We start from the raw sequence: 15,255 nt of genomic DNA, 5'->3' as shown, positions 1-15,255 counted from the left end.
CGCGGGCGTGCCCACCGGGGTGCCTCAGCTCACGTGGGCGGCGATGGCCCGGGCGCAGTCCAGGGACTCGGTGCGGGTGGTGTCGACCTCGACGTCGTAGACGACGCCCTTGTGCACGATCTCCGCCTGCGAGCCGCCATGCCGGCGACCCGGTCGCCGCGGGCGATCTCGCGGCCGGCCGCGATCTCGGGGTCGCAGTGCACGCCGACCCAGAGCACCTCGAGGCCCTTGAGGTGGCCGCGCAGGCGCTCCTGGGAGGCCGCCCCGCCGAGGAACACGTCGTCGATGATGATCCGGGCCCCGGCCCGCGCCATCGCGGCGACGCCCTCCGTCCAGGCCGCCTCCATCTCGCGGAAGCCGTCCCCGAGCACGACCTCGCCCTGCTGCCCGAACGCGACGCCGGAACCCGACTCGACCAGCGACGGCGGCAGCCGGTCGATCAGGTCGTCCACGCCGAGGTTGATCCACGGGTTCGGGAGGATCGCCTTCAGGCAGCGGGTGATCCCGGTCTTGCCGGAGCTGGACCCGCCGTTCAGGACAATGACTTGAGTACTCACTTGATCGGCTCGCCTTCGAGAGTAATGCGTTCCATTTTGCGGACGTGCGGCCAGTAGTCGGAGACGGCGTAATGCTGGCTCGCCAGGTTGTCCCAGATCGCCACGTCGCCCTCCTCCCACGAGAAGCGGCACTGGAATTCCGGCCGCCATGCCAACTGGTGCACCATATCCAGAATCCGCCGGCTCTCCGCCTCTTCGAGGCCTTCGATGCGGACACCGGAGACCTTGTTCGAGAAGAGGACTTCTCACCGGTGAAAGGATGGGTGAGGACCAGCGGGTGGGACTGCGCCGGATACTTCTCCCGCATCCGGCTCAGCGCCTCGTCGTTCCCGTCGAACGCGGGGAAATAGATCTGCATCCAGTCGTGGACGACCCGCAGTCCGTCCAGCTGCTCCTTGACCTCGTCGCTCAGCGACGCGTAGGCCGCCGCCATGTTGGCCCAGAGGGTGTCGCCCCCGCGGGGCGGGATCTGCACGGCGCGGAGGATCGAGCCGAAGGTCGGGACCTCCCGCCAGTTGAGGTCGCTGTGCCAGGCGTTGAGGTTCCCGGTGTGCTTCTCGTCGTGGTAGATGCCGGTGATCTCGGGGTACTCGTGGTAGGGCTGGAACGGCGAGATGCCGTGCACCACCGGCTCGTCCTCGGAGATGAAGGGGTGCACCTCGGTCCTGCCGAGCCGCTTCGCGACCTCCATGAAGGTGTGGCGGTCGAGGTGCTGGCTCTTGAAGAAGACCGCCTTGTGCTGCAGGAGCAGCTCGGTGACGAAGTCGCGGAGCCCGGGGTCGGCCGGGTCCAGCCGGTAGTCGTCGACGACCACCCCGATGTGTGCCGAGCTTCTTGCGGGCCACTAGTCCCCTGCCTTCGTTGTGAGTGTGTAGGTGTTGACGATCCGCTCCATGTCCCGTTCGACCGAGACCGCGGACTCCCCGCTGAGCAGGAACCGTCCCGCCGTGGGCCAGACGTCGCCGCCGGCGTCGAGCACGTCGCCCACCGCCGGGTGTCGATGCCCACCACCGAGTCGGGCAGCGTGTCGAGTCCGGTGATCCCGACGACCCGGGCGGGTCCGGCCACCGCCGGCATGTACAGCCAGCCGGAGGCCCCCACCTCCCGGTGGTCCAGCATGGTCGTGCTCCCGGCCAGTTCCGACGGCCGGCCCAGGCAGGCCAGGGCCGCCTCGCGGGCCAGGTCGACGCCGTAGACCGTGCGCTGGTGCCAGCTGATGCCGGCCCCGCCGAAGCGGTTCCCGATCTCGAGGAAGACCAGCTCGTCGTCCGGGGTGTGGAACAGCTCCAGGTGGAACGTGCTGTCGGTGAGCCCCAGGCTGCGCAGTACGGTGCCGGTGAACTCCCGCATCCGCGCCACCAGCCCGGGGTCGTCGGGGGTCACCGCCGCCAGCGGGACGTTGCCGTACTGGAAGTCGAAGCAGGTGTCGAGGTAGCGGGAGGCGCAGAACCAGCGCATCTCCCCGTCCCGGACGACACCGTCGATGTGGTGGATCGAGCCTTCCACGAACTCCTCGACCTCGTGGCCCTCCTCGATGCCCCCGGCCTCGGCGAGCGCGAGGAGCGCCGCGGCGTCGTCGAGGATGCGCACGCCGATGCTCGCGCCCTGGCTGCGCGGCTTGAGGACGATCCGGCCGGGCGTCCGGCGGGCGAACTCGGCCAGTTCCGCGGGGCCGGTCTCCGGGCCCCCACGGCGAGGAACCGCGGTACGCGGATGCCCGTGCCCGCCAGCGCCTCCTTCATCGGGACCTTGTCCCGGCACAGGAGCGCGGTCCGCACGTCCGTGCCCGGCACCCCGAAGTGCTCGCGCAGCCGGGCCGCGGGGAGGGTCGTGTGCTCGTAGAGGGCGACGATCGCCGCGGGCGGGCCGAACTCGGCCGCCAGCCCGGCGACGAGTTCGCGCATGCGGTCCACGGCCCGGTCGTAGGTGTCCAGGTCGTCCGAGTCCGGCAGGTCCAGCACGGCGATCCGGGCGAACCTCGACGCCAGCTCGGCGGGCAGCCGGGCCGCGCTCGACCGGGACATCACCACGGTCACGTGGTCCGCGTCGAAGTCCACCGTGTGCGCCTCGGAGGCGTGGAACCCGATGTGGACGACGTGCTGCTTGCCGGGGCTCACGGGCGCACCGCCATCGACTCGTGCAGGAACAGCCGCTTCGCGGTGCCGCCCCGCTCCCTGACGTACGCGACCAGCCGGTCGCTGTCGATCATCGCCGGGTGCGTCTCGTCGTACTCGACGCACATCACCGCGCCGAGCCACGGCTCCTGCCCCATCGCGTACACGTAGACGGAGTCGGCGCCGAGCGCGTCGACGATCGCCGCCGCCTGCTCGAAGTTGCTGCCCCTGAGCCGCCGGCCCGCGTCGGTCCGGCGCTCCAGCTTCTCCGGGAAGAGCGGGCCGTAGAGCCAGCTGACCGGCGCGCCCACGCTCTCCATGCCGATGAACACGGTGTGCACCCGGCCCAGCGCGGCCGTCACAGGGGGTACAGCTGCGGCGAGACGTTGGTGGAGTCCGCGGCGAACAGCACCCGGGTGCCGTCCAGGTCCAGCATCCAGCCGCACTTGGTGCGGATCCGGATGTCGCCGTGCTCCCCGAGGAAGGGCACCGCGGTGATGGTGCCGCCGGGGGTGCCGAGCGTCTCCAGGTCGTCGAGCTCCACCACGTCCGGAAGCCGAGCAGCGTCAGGATCCGTTTGAGGTCGGGGTCGACGAGGCTGGAGTTGGCGGACTTGGCGATGACGACGCGCCCCACCCGGTGGCGGATCCTGAGCAGGGTCTCCAGGAGCATGTGGTCCTGGTGGTTGTGCGTGATCATCACGTAGTCGATGCGCTCGGGCAGGTCGTCGAAGGTGAACCTGCCGTCGCTCTCCCGCGAGTAGCCGCTGTAGCTGACCACCGGGTCGACCAGGAACGTGGTGCCCCGGTGGCGGACGAACACGCAGGCGTGGCCGACGTACTCGACGACGTCCTCGCCGCCGTCCCGCGGTCCGGGGGCCGCCTCCCGGTCCTCCTCGAAGAAGCCCCGGAACGTCGCGGCGCGTTCCCCGGCCAGGCCGAGGTCCGCGACCACCCGGTCCAGCTCCTCCGGGGCGAGTCCGCCGCGGAAGACCGTGTCCAGCAGCTCCGAGTCCAGCGGCAGGTCCACCAGCACCTGCTCGGGGGTGTACTCCAGCACCGGGGTGGTCAGGGCGAACTCGCGGGCGTCCCGGTGGATCTCGGAGAACCTGACCTGCTGCAGCGCGCGGTCGAAGTACGGGGACGCGTACAGGAACGGTTCGATGAACCGGTAGTCGGGCGTGCGGTTGTCCCGGTTGTAGAACAGCTCCACCCGGCCGGCCAGCGGCTCGGGCAGCTGCTTGTACACCTGCTCCATCGACGCCCCGGTCTGCGCGGGCAGGATCTTCTGCTCCAGCTCGTCGACGGCGTCGGCGAGTTCGAGGAGCGGTGCCTGCCGTTCGCGCGCGGCCTCGTACCAGAGCCGGATCCGGTCGTACGAGCCCTCCTGCTCGTGCACGAAGGGGCCGCCCTGGAAGCGGGCCTGCTTCAGTGCCGTGCGGTGGGTCTCCGGTCGGCGAGGTAGGACTCGACGATGTTCCGGTAGTGGTTCTTCAGGTACTTCGCCAGGGTCTGGGCGGGATCAGGTACGACCAGGCGTACCACCCGGCGACGGCCGGCTCCGCGATGACGTTCTTCTTCAGGGAAAGGGTCACGTCAGCCTCCGTACTCGCACACGTAGTACTGGAAGAGGCAGTCGTCCTGGCGGGCGACCGTCTGCAGCACGCGCAGTCCGGCGCCCTCCAGGTCCGGGGCGTCGAGCAGGACGGGGCTGTGCCCGAGCAGGACCATGGTGCCGCCCGGGCGCAGCGTGGCGGCCAGCCCCGGCAGGATCGCCCGGGCCTGGCGGTGGAGACGACCTCGGAGTTGAGGAACCTGCTGAACAGGATGTCCACGCTGCCCGGCGCGACCGCGGGGCGCATGGCGTCGCCGCAGCCACCCGGTCGAGGCGGGAGGCGGCGAACTCGGTCATCTGCCGGCTCAGGTCCTGGCCCACCGTGCGGATCCGGGCCGGGTCCGCGGCGGCGAACTCGGACAGGAACTGGCCCGTCGAGCAGGCCGGGTCGTAGGCGAGGACCTCCTCGGCGGCGGTCTCGAGCCACGGGCCGAACCGCTCCCGGGTGTACCTGCGGATGTGCTCCTCCCCCAGGCCGAGGAAGGCGGCCCGCTCCTCGGTGACCAGCCAGCCGTCGGCGGGGCTGGTCTTCTCCCGGCCCGGCTCGCGCTGCTTGGCGAAGGGGTGGACGATCTCGGTGAGCGGGGTGACCGCCTCGAACGCGGCGCGGCGCCCGGCTTCGTCCAGCGGCCGGAAGACGATCCGCGCGTCCGTGACGGACGTCCGCACGGACTCCACCGTGCCGACCACGTTGTACCAGTACACCCGGCTGCAGAAGACCCCCGGCATGCCCTTGTCCAGCACGTAGTCGGAGATCGTCTTGCAGCCGGCGTACCAGCGGCCGTCGGCCTCGAAGAGGAACAGTCGCTCGGGGAGGCCGGTCAGCTCCTCGTGCAGCACGTGGCCGCCGGGCTGCCGCCAGCGGGTGAAGTCGCCCCGGCGGAGTTCCTCGCGGATGCGGACCTCGTCGTCGACGAAGGCCGTGTCGAGCGGGTCACCCGGATCCCAGCGCTGCTCGGGGGCCGTGGTGGTGGCCACATCAGAATTCATGCGTCAGATCTCCAAGGTCTGGATGAGTTCCCGGACGATCGGCCGGCACGTGGTGCGCACCGGCCCGGTCCAGCCCGGCTCGTTCAGCCAGAGCCGGAGGGCCGCCAGTACGCGGGGGTCCGCGCTGCCCGACCCGGTCACCGCCGCGAGCCATTCCTGCGGGTCCACCGGGCGGACGTCCCCGAGCTCCGCGCGCAGTTCCTCGACGTCGTACGTGCGCTGCACCATGACGGAGCGCCGCTCCTGCGTCCTTCCCGCGGCCGCGGCCAGCGCGGCGTCGGCGACGTCGGCGACGTGGCAGACCGGTACCAGGCCGGTCAGCCGCGGCAGGACGCCCTCCTTCCCGGAGATCCGCAGCAGGTTGGCGAAGACGTCGTCCAGGAAGGCGGCGTCGCCCGGCGTGTGCCCGTACACCAGTCCGGCGCGCAGCAGGTCGACCCGGCACGCGTCGCCGTCCAGCGCTCCGACGTAGGCCTCGGCCAGGAACTTCGACTGGGAGTACGGGTCGCCGACGGCCGCGAGGTTCTCCTCGGTGAACGGCAGGAACTCCTGGCCGACGGACGCGGCGGAGACGAACACGAAGCGGTGCGCGCCCCGGGCGGCCGCCGCCCGCACCAGGGCCGCGGTGGTGGCGACGCTGCCCTTGAGCTGCCGTTCCAGCGGCAGCACGTGGTTCACCTCGTAGCCGCAGTGCACGACGGCCCCCCAGCCGCCGGTGTCCCCGCGGCCGTCTCCAGGTCGCCGTAGCCCAGGAACGGACGTCCGCGAAGTCGGCCTGCCGCCGCCCGAAGCGCGCGCAGTGGCGCTCGACGAGCCGCCCGGGGTTGCTGGTGGTGACGACGGTGAGCGGGCGGCCCGTGCCGAGCAGCCGGTCCAGCACGTGCCCGCCGATGAATCCGCCGGCCCCGGTGACGGTGACCGCCTGCGGGTCGCCGCCGGCCTCCGGGCGCAACCGGGCGAGGGCCGCGGGCAGTTCCGCCAGTTCGGCGGAGACCTCGCGGAACACCGGGGCCACCGGGGACGGCGCGGGCTGCGGCCGGTCGCCCAGGGCGGCGGTGAAGCCCTCGACGGTGAAGTCGTAGTTGAGCAGGTCGAAGGCCTTCTGCACGCGCCTCCCCGTACGTCCGGGAGAGTTTCACCTGCAGCTGCACCAGTCCGAAGGAGTCGCCCCCCGCGTCGAAGAAGGAGGTGCCGGGGTCGATCGCGGTGCCGAGCACCTCCTCGACCAGGCCGCTCACGAACGCCCGGTCGTCCGCCCCGGGCAGCGGTCCGGCCGCCTCGGGCCGCGGTTCGGCGCCGGCGCGGCGCGCGAGGTCCCGCAGCGCGTCCTTGTCGACCTTGCCGGTGTGGGTGACCGGGATCTCGGGGACCTCCAGCAGGACGTCCGGCACCTCCCACTTGGGGAGCAGCTCGCGCAGCCACGCCTTCAGCTCCGGCTCGGCCGGCCGGTCGCGGTGTGCGCGAGGACCAGGGAGCCGTCCTGCTCCAGGACCGCGACCCGCGACCCGAACAGCCTGGAGAGCCTGCCCTCCAGGCCGGTCAGGGCGATCCGGTGGCCGAGCCGCTTGACCTGGTCGTCGAGGCGGCCGAGGTAGAACACCTCGCCGTCGCGCAGTTCCACCTCGTCGCCGGTGTGGTACGCGGGGCTGCCCTCCACCGTGGTGAACGGCCCGTCCGCCCGCTCCGCGCCCTCGTAGCCCAGCGCGACCCCGTCGCCGACGATCACCAGCTCACCGCGTCCGGCCGGGGCGTACACGTTCCGCTCACGGTCGTGGACGCGCGCCGCGTACCCGTCGATGGGACGGCCGACCGAGGTGGTGAACCGGTTCGGCTCCGCCACGGAGAAGCACACGGTGCCCTCGGTGGGGCCGTAGGCGTTGAGCACCCGGCTGAACCGGGCCGCGGCCCGGAACTCCACCTCGGTCAGGGCCTCCCCGGCGAAGACGACCGTACCGATCGCCTTGCGCGCCTCGTCGTTCAGCCGCGCGTACACCGACGGCGGCAGCGTGACCACGTCGCAGCCGTGTTCGGCCAGGTACCGGCCCACGGCGTTCACCCACGAGCCGCCGTCCCACTCGGGCACCACCAGCGTGCCGCCCGCGTACAGCGTCACCAGCAGTTCGGAGAGGGAGGCGTCGAAGGCCAGCGAGGAGAACTGCAGCCCGGACGCCCGGCTCGATGCCGAACAGGCGGGCCTGCGCCCGGCAGAGCTGCTCGATCCCGCGGTGGCCGACGTTCACCAGTTTGGGCAGCCCGCTCGACCCGAGGTGAACACCGAGTAGGCCACCTCCTGCACGGGCCACGAGGCCGGCTTCTCGCCGGGCTCCCCGGACGCCTCGGGCGCCTCGGGCGCCTCGTCGGCCGGCCGGTCCGCGGTGATCACCGGCCGCCCGATGTCCTGCTCGCGCAGGGCGCCGGGCGTGCAGCAGACCACCAGGTCGGGTCCGGCCACCCGTACGGCCTCGCGGACCCGTTCCGGGGGCAGTCCGGGTTGAGCGGGGTGTACACCAGCCCCGCACGCATCACCGCCAGCGCCCAGACGAGCGCTTCCGCGGTGTGCTCTCCGGCCAACACGACCCGTACGGCTTCCGGGTACAGCGCGCGCAGCTGCGCGGCGCGGTCCCGGGTGACCCGGTCGAGGTCGGCGTACGACCAGGTTCGCGCGCCGGACTCCAGGGCGACCCGGCTGCCCCGTCCGCCCAGCTGGTGAGCAAGGAGCGTGGAAAGGTCCACTGGACTTCCCCTCTGGTTGGCTTGTCGGTTGGGGGCCCGCCGCTGGGCGGACGGGCAGGAGGAACGGTGCGTACCGGCCGGCGGCTCAGGGCTCCCCGGCGTCCGTCCGGCCGGCCGTCAGTTCGCGCAGGATGCCGATGTAGTCGGCCAGCACCCGTTCCGCCGACGGCAGGTCCATGACATCGGCGCTGTACGGCAGCACCACCACCAGCTCGTCCCCGACCTCGTTGATCTCGACGGTCAGGTCGGCCTTGGCCGTGCCGTTGTCGACGAGCCACGGCACGACACGGGTGCCGGCGAGCGCGGCACGGGGGCGCAGCGGGCCCTGATGGGCCAGGACCACCTGGACGAGGGGCTGGCCCGACACGCCGGCCCGTGCCCCGACCGCCCGCACCACGTCGTTGAACGGGACGTACTGGTGCTCCAGCGCCTCCTGGATCCGCTCCTCCACCGTGCCCAGCAGAGAGAGCGGTTCCGGCGCGTCGTCCAGCGTCACCCGCATCACCACGGTGTTGGTGAAGAAGCCGATCACGTCCTCGGCCTCCCGGCTCGGGCGCCCCGAGAACGGGGACGCCACGAGTACGTCGCGCCGGCCGGTGAGCCGCGACACCAGGAGGGCGAGCGCGAGGAGGCACACCCCGTACGGGGTGGTGCCGGCCTCCCTCGCCAGTCCTTCCACCGCGGCGCGCAACCCGGGGCCGGTGGCGTGCTCGACCCGTCCGCCGCGGTGGCTGAACGAGGCCGGCCTGGGCGCCGCGGTGGGCAGGTTCGCCTCGGTGGGCGCCCCGTCGAGCAGGGCTCGCCAGTGGTCCAGCCCCGCCGCGAGGGCGGGGTGCCCGGCCGTGGCGCGCTGCCAGAGCGCGTGGTCGCGCGGCCGCAGCCCGTCCCGGGGCCGCGGGGCCGGCTGCCCGCCCTCCCGCCGTGCGGCGTAGCACGTCGCCAGGTCGAGGTCGAGCACGTCCTGCGAGAGGCCGTCCGCGACGGTGTGGTGGGTGACGAGGACCAGCACCCGCTCCTCGGCCGCCACGGTGAGCAGGGCCGCCCTGAACAGCGGTGCGCGCTCCAGGTCGAAGGGTTCGGCGCCCAGTTCCGCGGCCCGCCGGGCGGCCTCCGCGCGGGGGTCGGGGGACCCCGTCAGGTCCTCCTCGGCCATTTCCACCGTCACCTGCGGGGCGACGTCGACGCGGAGGTCGGCGCCGTCCAGGTGCAGGCTGCTGCGGAAGGCCTCGTGGCGGTCCGCCAGGTCCTGTACGGCCCGGCGCAGGGCGGGCACGTCCAGCGGGCCGGTCACGTGGAGGGCGGACGTCTCGTTGTAGGCGACGGACGCCGCCTGCTTCATCCGGGCCTGCGCCCACAGCCGCCGCTGGTGCAGGGAGGCGGGGTGGGAGGCGCCGGCGTCGTCCGTCCGGGTGAGCGGGGGCAGCGCGGCCCGTTCCCCGCCCCCGGCTGCCAGGACCGCCGCCAGCTCGCCCAGCGTGCGGGTGCCCAGCAGTTCGCGGACGGTCAGCGGAACGCCGAAGTGCTCGCGGACCCGGTTCTGGACCCTGATGGCCTGGAGCGAGGTGCCGCCCAGGGCACGGAAGCCGTCGGCGGTGCCGACCCCTTCCACGCCCAGCACGTCCTCCCAGATGCGGGCCAGTTCCTTCTCCGGCACCGTCCCGGGCGCCGGGCCGGCGGTGCGGGGGCCCGCCCCGTGCACCCGGTGCGCGCGGAGCGCCGCCAGGTCCACCTTGCCGTGCTGGTTGAGCGGAAGGCGCTCCAGGCGCACGACGAACGACGGGACCATGACCGGCGGCAGCTCCTCGGCGAGCCGCCCGGGCAGTTCCTCCTCGATCCCGGGAGTGCCGACGACGAAGCCGACGAGCCTGGCGTCCGGGCCGTCGCCCTGGACGACCACCGCGCACGACTGCACACCCGGGTGGGCCGCCATCGCCGCCTCGACCTCGCCGCGTTCCACGCGCTGGCCCCGGACGTTGAGCTGTCCGTCCACCCGGCCCAGGAAGTCCAGGTTGCCGTCGGGCAGGAGGCGCACCCGGTCGCCGGTGCGGTAGAGGCGGGCGCCCGGCCGGCCGCTGAACGGGTCCGGGGGGAACTGCCGTGCCGTGAGCTCGGGAAGTCCCCAGTAGCCGCGTGCCAGGCCCCGGCCGCCGACGTAGAGCTCGCCGGGCTCCCCGTCCGCCACGGGCCGCATCCGCTCGTCGAGGACGTGCAGTTCGCGGCCGGGCAGGGGCTTGCCGATGGGGGGCGCCTCACCGGGCCGGCGCTCGTCCGAGGCACTGGCCGCGACGGTCACCTCGGTGGGTCCGTAGAGGTTGACCAGGCGCCGGCCGCGCCCCCAGCGCTCGGCGGCCTGCGGCCGGCACCGCTCACCGATGTAGGCGAGCGTGTGCAGGGTGGGCACCGGCGGTTCCTCGGTGAGCTCGGCGAGCAGCGCGGGGGGCAGCATCGCCCCGGTGACGCGGGCGTCCCGGAGGAACTGCACCAGGCCGGGCCCGGCCGTCTCGGTCCCGGCGGGAGGGACGACCACGGTGCCGCCGGCGGCGAGGACCGCGTAGATGTCCAGCGCCTGGGTCTCCCAGGTCAGCGGGTAGAACTGGAGGAACCGGGTGCCGGGCCCCAGGCCCAGATAGGGGCCGATCATGCCCATGAAGTAGGCGACGGAGTCGTGCACGGCCATGACGCCCTTGGGGCGGCCGGTGGTGCCCGAGGTGTAGGTGATGAACGCGAGCCGCTCGGGATCGCCGTCGGGCAGCTCCGCCGCGTTCCCGGGCGGCGCGGGGGCAGTGCCCGGCGCGCACGACTCCGGCGCACCGGCCACGTCCTCGGCCGCCAGGAGCGGAATGCCGGTGGCCGGCACCGCGTCCCGCAGCGTCCGGCTCGCCACCGCCAGCCGCGGGGCGACGTCCTCGACGATCCAGCGCAGCCGGGCCTCCGGGTGCGCGACGTCGAGTGCGACGTAGCTGCCGCCGGCCTTCAGGACGCCCAGGAGGGTCACCACCATGGCGACGGAGCGTTCCAGTGACACGGCGACGAACACGCCGGGCTCGACCCCGTGCTCCCTCAACCGCCGCGCCGCCGCGTCGGACCGGCGCTCCAGTTCACGGAAGTCGATGCACTCGGTGCCGTCCTCGACGGCCGGGAGGTCAGGATTCACCCGGGCCTGCGCGGTTATCAGGCCGTGAATGGTGGGGCGGCTCATTTGCAAAAATCCACGGGTCTTTTTTCCTCTGCCATGCGCAATGCTTCCGCCGCAGATCGTGCGACCTCGGGCGCAACGGAAGGAATTACGAGCGGATATGAATGCCGCTCATTCCAGTGAAATCTTCCGGATCCGGACATAATGGCGTTCCGGTGAAGGTCAGGACTGGAAAACCACGTCGGCGCGACCTGTGCGCGCACAGCAAGAGCCGAAAGGGTGCCACCCCTGTATGGACAGGGGGGACCGGGGCGCGTAATGTGCGCCCCTCCGGCCGGCGGCCGACCGGCGGGAGCGTGCGCAAACGTGCGCACCACTCCCGGGGGCCGTATCCGGAGAATGCCCGGGACCGTCTTCCCGGAGCCGGAGCCGTGAACCGGGGAAACGCAATACCGACGGGTAAGCACTCCCCGCCCGACGTATCCGTTCTGGACCTCACGGAATATCCCCCGTCAACGCTCTGATCGGCCAGCCTCGTGAGCCGCGAGAGACACTGTAGGTTGGCCCCGGAGGGGAGGCAAGAGGCAATCTTGAGGACCAACTCCCCGCAGAAAGAGGCCTCTTGCGCCCACCAAACCTCTCTGCTTCAATGGCAAACGCATGAGGCGAAGGCCTTGACACGGGGGCGTCTTCTTGAGCGACACACCGCACTGCGCCCGGATGCGCCATTCAAATGCGCGGTGTCGCACATTCAGGCGCCGCCGGCACCGGAGCCGCTGGTGAACAGACCCGCAGCCAAAGAAGTCGTGGCGCAGGTCCGGCCGCTGCTCCGGCCGCTCCGGAAGTGACCAGACCCTCCGAAGTCGCCGCCCCACCAGCTGCCGGAGGATGTTTATCTCCGGCCGCCCCGATGCATTTTCCGCCGCACCGGCGAGAAGAACGGTCGAATCCGGTGCACTCCGACTGGCCCGTGCGCGGTCCGCGCATGCCGGACCAACTGTGCCGATTCGGACGGCCGAACCTCGGAATCATTCTCGACGCAAGGGAGGGTCCTGTGATTCAGGTACGCGAACCGACACTGCTGCCGGACGCAGCGGGTGTTCATCCCGTCCACGGCACGGTCACCTCGCTCGACGACGTGACCCTCACGCTCACCGACGCCGAACGCGAAGCGGCCGGCGAGGCCCTCGCCTCGTCCGCCCGCGCGCTGGAGGGCCGGCCGCTGGACGACGAGGAGCTGCTGACGGAAGCCGAACTCACCGGCCTGCGGCTGCCGAGACGGGTCCTGGAGGCCCTCCGCAGGTTCCGCCGGCACGGGAACGACGCCGGCGCGGTCCTCATCCGGAACATGCCCACCGACGCAGCGGCCCCCGCGACCCCGGCCGACGGGTTCCTGCCCCGCTGGAGCGACCTCCCGGTCGCCACCTTCGGGCAGCTCGCGGTGGCGTCCACCGTGGGCGACGTCATCGCCTACGCCGACGAGAAGGCCGGCCGGATCGTCCAGGACGTCGTTCCCGTCGAGGGTGCCGAGAGACGCCAGGAGAACTCCGGGACGGTCTACCTCGAACTCCACACCGAGGACGGATTCCACCCGCACAAGCCCGACTTCATCACCTTGATGTGCGTGCGCCCCGACCACGGGCGCAAGGCGCACACCGTCGTCGGCGCGGCGGCCCGGGCGCTGCCCCTCCTGTCCGCGCGGAGCACGGCCGTCCTGCGCGAACCGCTCTTCCGCCTCAAGGTGAGCAGCTCGTTCGGGGACGGTTCCACCGGCCTGCGCACCGATCCGCTGCCCGTGCTCTCCGGGACGGCCGCCGCCCCGGACCTCCTCGCCGACTTCCACGCCATGGAGCCGCTCCGCGAGGACGCGGCGGCGGCCCTGGAGGAGCTCAAGTCCGCTTTCCTGTCGACCCTGCGGGGCGGCGTCCTCGAGGAGGGCGACCTCCTCGTCGTCGACAACCGCACCGCGATCCACGGGCGTTCGGAGTTCGCCGCGCGTTTCGACGGGACGGACCGCTGGCTGCGGCGGTGCTTCGCCGTCACGGACATCCGCCGCTCACGGGCGGTCCGTCCACCCGGCTCGCGCGTCTGCGACTCCCTCCGGACCATCGGCCTCTTCGTCCCCGACGCCTCCCCCGCCCCCATCCTGCGAATCGAGGACCCGGCGTGCACAGGTTCATGACGAGTCTGGAAGAACTGACCGAACAGCCGCCGCAGCACATGCTGCTGCTGTACTCCGGCGGGCTCGACGGGACGTACCTCCTGCAGCAGCTCCAGTCCCTGGGCACCAGGGTGACGGCGCTGAACGTGCGCATCGGCGACCGGGAGCCCTCGGCCACGGCCGCCGCCCAGGCCCGGAAGTTCGGCGCGGAGTTCGTGGACGTCGACGTGACGGACCGGTTCTTCGGCGAGTTCGCCCCCGCCGCCGTGCACGCGGACGCCCTGTACCAGGACCAGTTCCCGGTCGGCTCGACGCTCACCAGGCCGCTCATGGCGCAGACCGCCGTCCGGGTGGCGCAGGAGCACGGCTGCGACGTGATCGGCCACACCGCGACCTACATGCAGAACAGTTCGATCAGGCTCAGCGGCTCGATCGCCGCCCTCGCCCCGGAGATCGGCGTCGCCGCGCCGTTCCTCGGCTCCGACCTGCCGCGGGAGGCCAAGATGGCCGCCCTCCAGGACGCCGGCCTCTCCTTCCCCGAGGGCATCCACAGCATCGACGCCAACCCGTGGGCGCGCGTCATTGAGTGCGGCTCCCTGGAGAGCCCGGAGAACCGGCTGGACGAGAGCGTCTTCCGGTGGACCCGGGACGTGGCCGACTCCGCCGCCGACCCCGTCGAGGTCCTCCTCACCTTCGAGCACGGCCTGCCCGTGGCCCTCGACGACCGGCCGATCGCCTTCGGCGACCTGGTGGAGCACCTCAACACGCTCGCCGGCGAGCACGGTGTGGGACGGTCCTCCGGCCTGGAGGACACCCCGTTCGGGGTGAAGAACCACGAGGTCCGCGAGGCGCCCGCCGCGACGGTCGTCATCAAGGCGCACCAGGTCCTGGCCAACGCGGTCCTCACCGCCCAGGAGCACGCGGTGCGCGGGGCCATCGCCCGCGAGTGGACCACCACCGTGGTCCAGGGCGGATGGTTCAGCCACCTCGGCGAGAGCCTGGCGAGGTGCCTGGCCGACCTGGACCGCCCGCTGGAGGGTTCCGTCCGGCTGCGCCTCCACCGGGGTTCGCTCACCGTGCTCGGCGTGACCTCGCCGAACGGCCTCTACTACACCCGTCTCGGCAAGGCGTTCCACGCGTCGATGTCCGAGTACTCGTACACGCCATGGCTGTCGCTGGCCACACTGCCCAGCCGACTGCGACGATTCGGAGCTCCGTGATGACCAGCAGCAAGAGGGAACTCGTAGACCTGTCGCACGTGGTGCGCGAAGGCATGACCACCTACCCCGGGCTGCCGGGGCCGGTGATCGAGGACCACATGTCCCGGGCGGACTCCCGCGACCGGTACTCCCCCGGGACCGAGTTCCAGATCGGGCGCATCACCCTCGTGGCGAACACGGGAACGTACGCCGACGTCCCCTTCCACCGCTTCGACGGCGGGGCCGACCTCTCCGAGGTGCCGCTGTCCCGGTTCGTCGACCTGGAGGGGGTGGCCGTCAGCGTGCCGGCCGGTTCCCCGAGCGGCATCGGCCCCGAGGTGTTCGAGGGGCTGGAGGTGACCGACCGGGCCGTGCTCGTCCACACCGGCTGGGACCGGCACTGGGCCACCCCGTCGTACGGCGACGCGGACCACCCGTTCCTCACCGCGGCGGCCGTCGAATGGCTGGTGGCCCGGCGCCCCGCGCTGGTGGGCATCGACTCGGTCAACATCGACGACATGGCCGACCTGGAAAGGCCCGCCCACACCGGGCTGCTCGCCGCCGGCATCCCGGTGGTCGAGCACATGACGGGCCTGGAGCAGGTGGCGGGCCGGCGGTTCCGCTTCCACGCCGCACCGATCCCCGTCGCCGGAATGGGGACGTTCCCGGTGCGCGCCTACGCCCTCGTCGACGGGCAGGGGTGAGCGGGGCCCGCGGGAGCAGGACACCCAACTACTTCTACGAAGGTCGT

Annotated in this window: 12 protein-coding genes and 3 pseudogenes; 3 read left to right on the top strand and 12 right to left on the bottom strand. The window is 72.2% G+C overall.

Translation table 11 applies throughout. From position 1 onward, the window contains the following. Positions 1 to 24: 24 nt before the first annotated feature. From cpt to GQS52_RS16070, 12 genes and pseudogenes are all read right to left on the bottom strand, one after another. Positions 25 to 557, bottom strand: a pseudogene (cpt, locus tag GQS52_RS16130) (chloramphenicol phosphotransferase CPT). After that, positions 554 to 1,371: pseudogene (locus GQS52_RS16120) on the bottom strand (TauD/TfdA family dioxygenase). Before GQS52_RS16120 ends, cpt begins: the two co-directional pseudogenes overlap by 4 nt. A gap of 30 nt (positions 1,372 to 1,401) precedes the next feature. Continuing rightward, the gene (locus GQS52_RS16115) at positions 1,402 to 1,545 is read right to left on the bottom strand and encodes a hypothetical protein (RefSeq protein WP_182314096.1); all 144 of its coding nucleotides are present in this window, start codon (positions 1,543 to 1,545) and stop codon (positions 1,402 to 1,404) included. Positions 1,546 to 1,936: 391 nt separating this feature from the next. After that, positions 1,937 to 2,674 carry a hypothetical protein gene (locus GQS52_RS16110; protein ID WP_182314095.1) on the bottom strand — a complete coding sequence of 246 codons (738 nt, stop codon included), beginning with the start codon at positions 2,672 to 2,674 and terminating at the stop codon, positions 1,937 to 1,939. Further along, positions 2,671 to 3,033 carry a hypothetical protein gene (locus GQS52_RS27880; RefSeq protein WP_259371219.1) on the bottom strand — a complete coding sequence of 121 codons (363 nt, stop codon included), beginning with the start codon at positions 3,031 to 3,033 and terminating at the stop codon, positions 2,671 to 2,673. Before GQS52_RS27880 ends, GQS52_RS16110 begins: the two co-directional genes overlap by 4 nt. Beyond that, a complete protein-coding gene (locus tag GQS52_RS27875) occupies positions 3,030 to 3,218 on the bottom strand; it encodes a hypothetical protein (protein ID WP_259371218.1) in 189 nt (62 codons plus the stop codon). Before GQS52_RS27875 ends, GQS52_RS27880 begins: the two co-directional genes overlap by 4 nt. Before the next feature lie 149 nt (positions 3,219 to 3,367). Next, positions 3,368 to 4,069: pseudogene (locus GQS52_RS27870) on the bottom strand (MBL fold metallo-hydrolase); the annotation flags it as partial. Between the two features lie 192 nt (positions 4,070 to 4,261). After that, positions 4,262 to 5,275 carry a hypothetical protein gene (locus GQS52_RS16100; RefSeq protein WP_182314094.1) on the bottom strand — a complete coding sequence of 338 codons (1,014 nt, stop codon included), beginning with the start codon at positions 5,273 to 5,275 and terminating at the stop codon, positions 4,262 to 4,264. Between the two features lie 3 nt (positions 5,276 to 5,278). Beyond that, positions 5,279 to 5,971, bottom strand: a complete 693-nt coding sequence (locus tag GQS52_RS16095; protein WP_182314093.1) for an NAD-dependent epimerase/dehydratase family protein — start codon at positions 5,969 to 5,971, stop codon at positions 5,279 to 5,281. Between the two features lie 730 nt (positions 5,972 to 6,701). Further along, positions 6,702 to 7,388, bottom strand: coding sequence for an AMP-binding protein (locus tag GQS52_RS16085; RefSeq protein ID WP_259370811.1), 687 nt, complete (start codon positions 7,386 to 7,388; stop codon positions 6,702 to 6,704). A 123-nt stretch (positions 7,389 to 7,511) separates the two neighbouring features. Next, positions 7,512 to 7,727, bottom strand: a complete 216-nt coding sequence (locus GQS52_RS16080; protein WP_182316768.1) for a hypothetical protein — start codon at positions 7,725 to 7,727, stop codon at positions 7,512 to 7,514. Positions 7,728 to 8,093: 366 nt separating this feature from the next. After that, positions 8,094 to 11,207, bottom strand: coding sequence for a non-ribosomal peptide synthetase (locus GQS52_RS16070; protein WP_182314090.1), 3,114 nt, complete (start codon positions 11,205 to 11,207; stop codon positions 8,094 to 8,096). Between the two features lie 991 nt (positions 11,208 to 12,198). On the opposite strand from GQS52_RS16070, the gene GQS52_RS16065 reads away from it, so the two are divergent. The 3 genes from GQS52_RS16065 to GQS52_RS16055 are packed head-to-tail and all read left to right on the top strand — an operon-like array spanning position 12,199 to position 15,208. Beyond that, positions 12,199 to 13,326, top strand: a complete 1,128-nt coding sequence (locus GQS52_RS16065; protein ID WP_182314089.1) for a TauD/TfdA family dioxygenase — start codon at positions 12,199 to 12,201, stop codon at positions 13,324 to 13,326. Beyond that, positions 13,323 to 14,525 (top strand): argininosuccinate synthase domain-containing protein, encoded by a 1,203-nt coding sequence (locus GQS52_RS16060; RefSeq protein ID WP_182314088.1) that lies wholly within the window; start codon positions 13,323 to 13,325, stop codon positions 14,523 to 14,525. The genes GQS52_RS16065 and GQS52_RS16060 overlap by 4 nt, the downstream gene beginning before the upstream one ends. Next, positions 14,525 to 15,208, top strand: a complete 684-nt coding sequence (locus GQS52_RS16055; RefSeq protein ID WP_182314087.1) for a cyclase family protein — start codon at positions 14,525 to 14,527, stop codon at positions 15,206 to 15,208. Before GQS52_RS16060 ends, GQS52_RS16055 begins: the two co-directional genes overlap by 1 nt. Positions 15,209 to 15,255: the final 47 nt, after the last annotated feature.

The organism is Streptomyces sp. SCUT-3, from assembly GCF_014083985.1.
Classification (GTDB): domain Bacteria; phylum Actinomycetota; class Actinomycetes; order Streptomycetales; family Streptomycetaceae; genus Streptomyces_H; species Streptomyces_H thermolineatus.
This window is presented reverse-complemented; position numbering and strand designations above follow the sequence as displayed.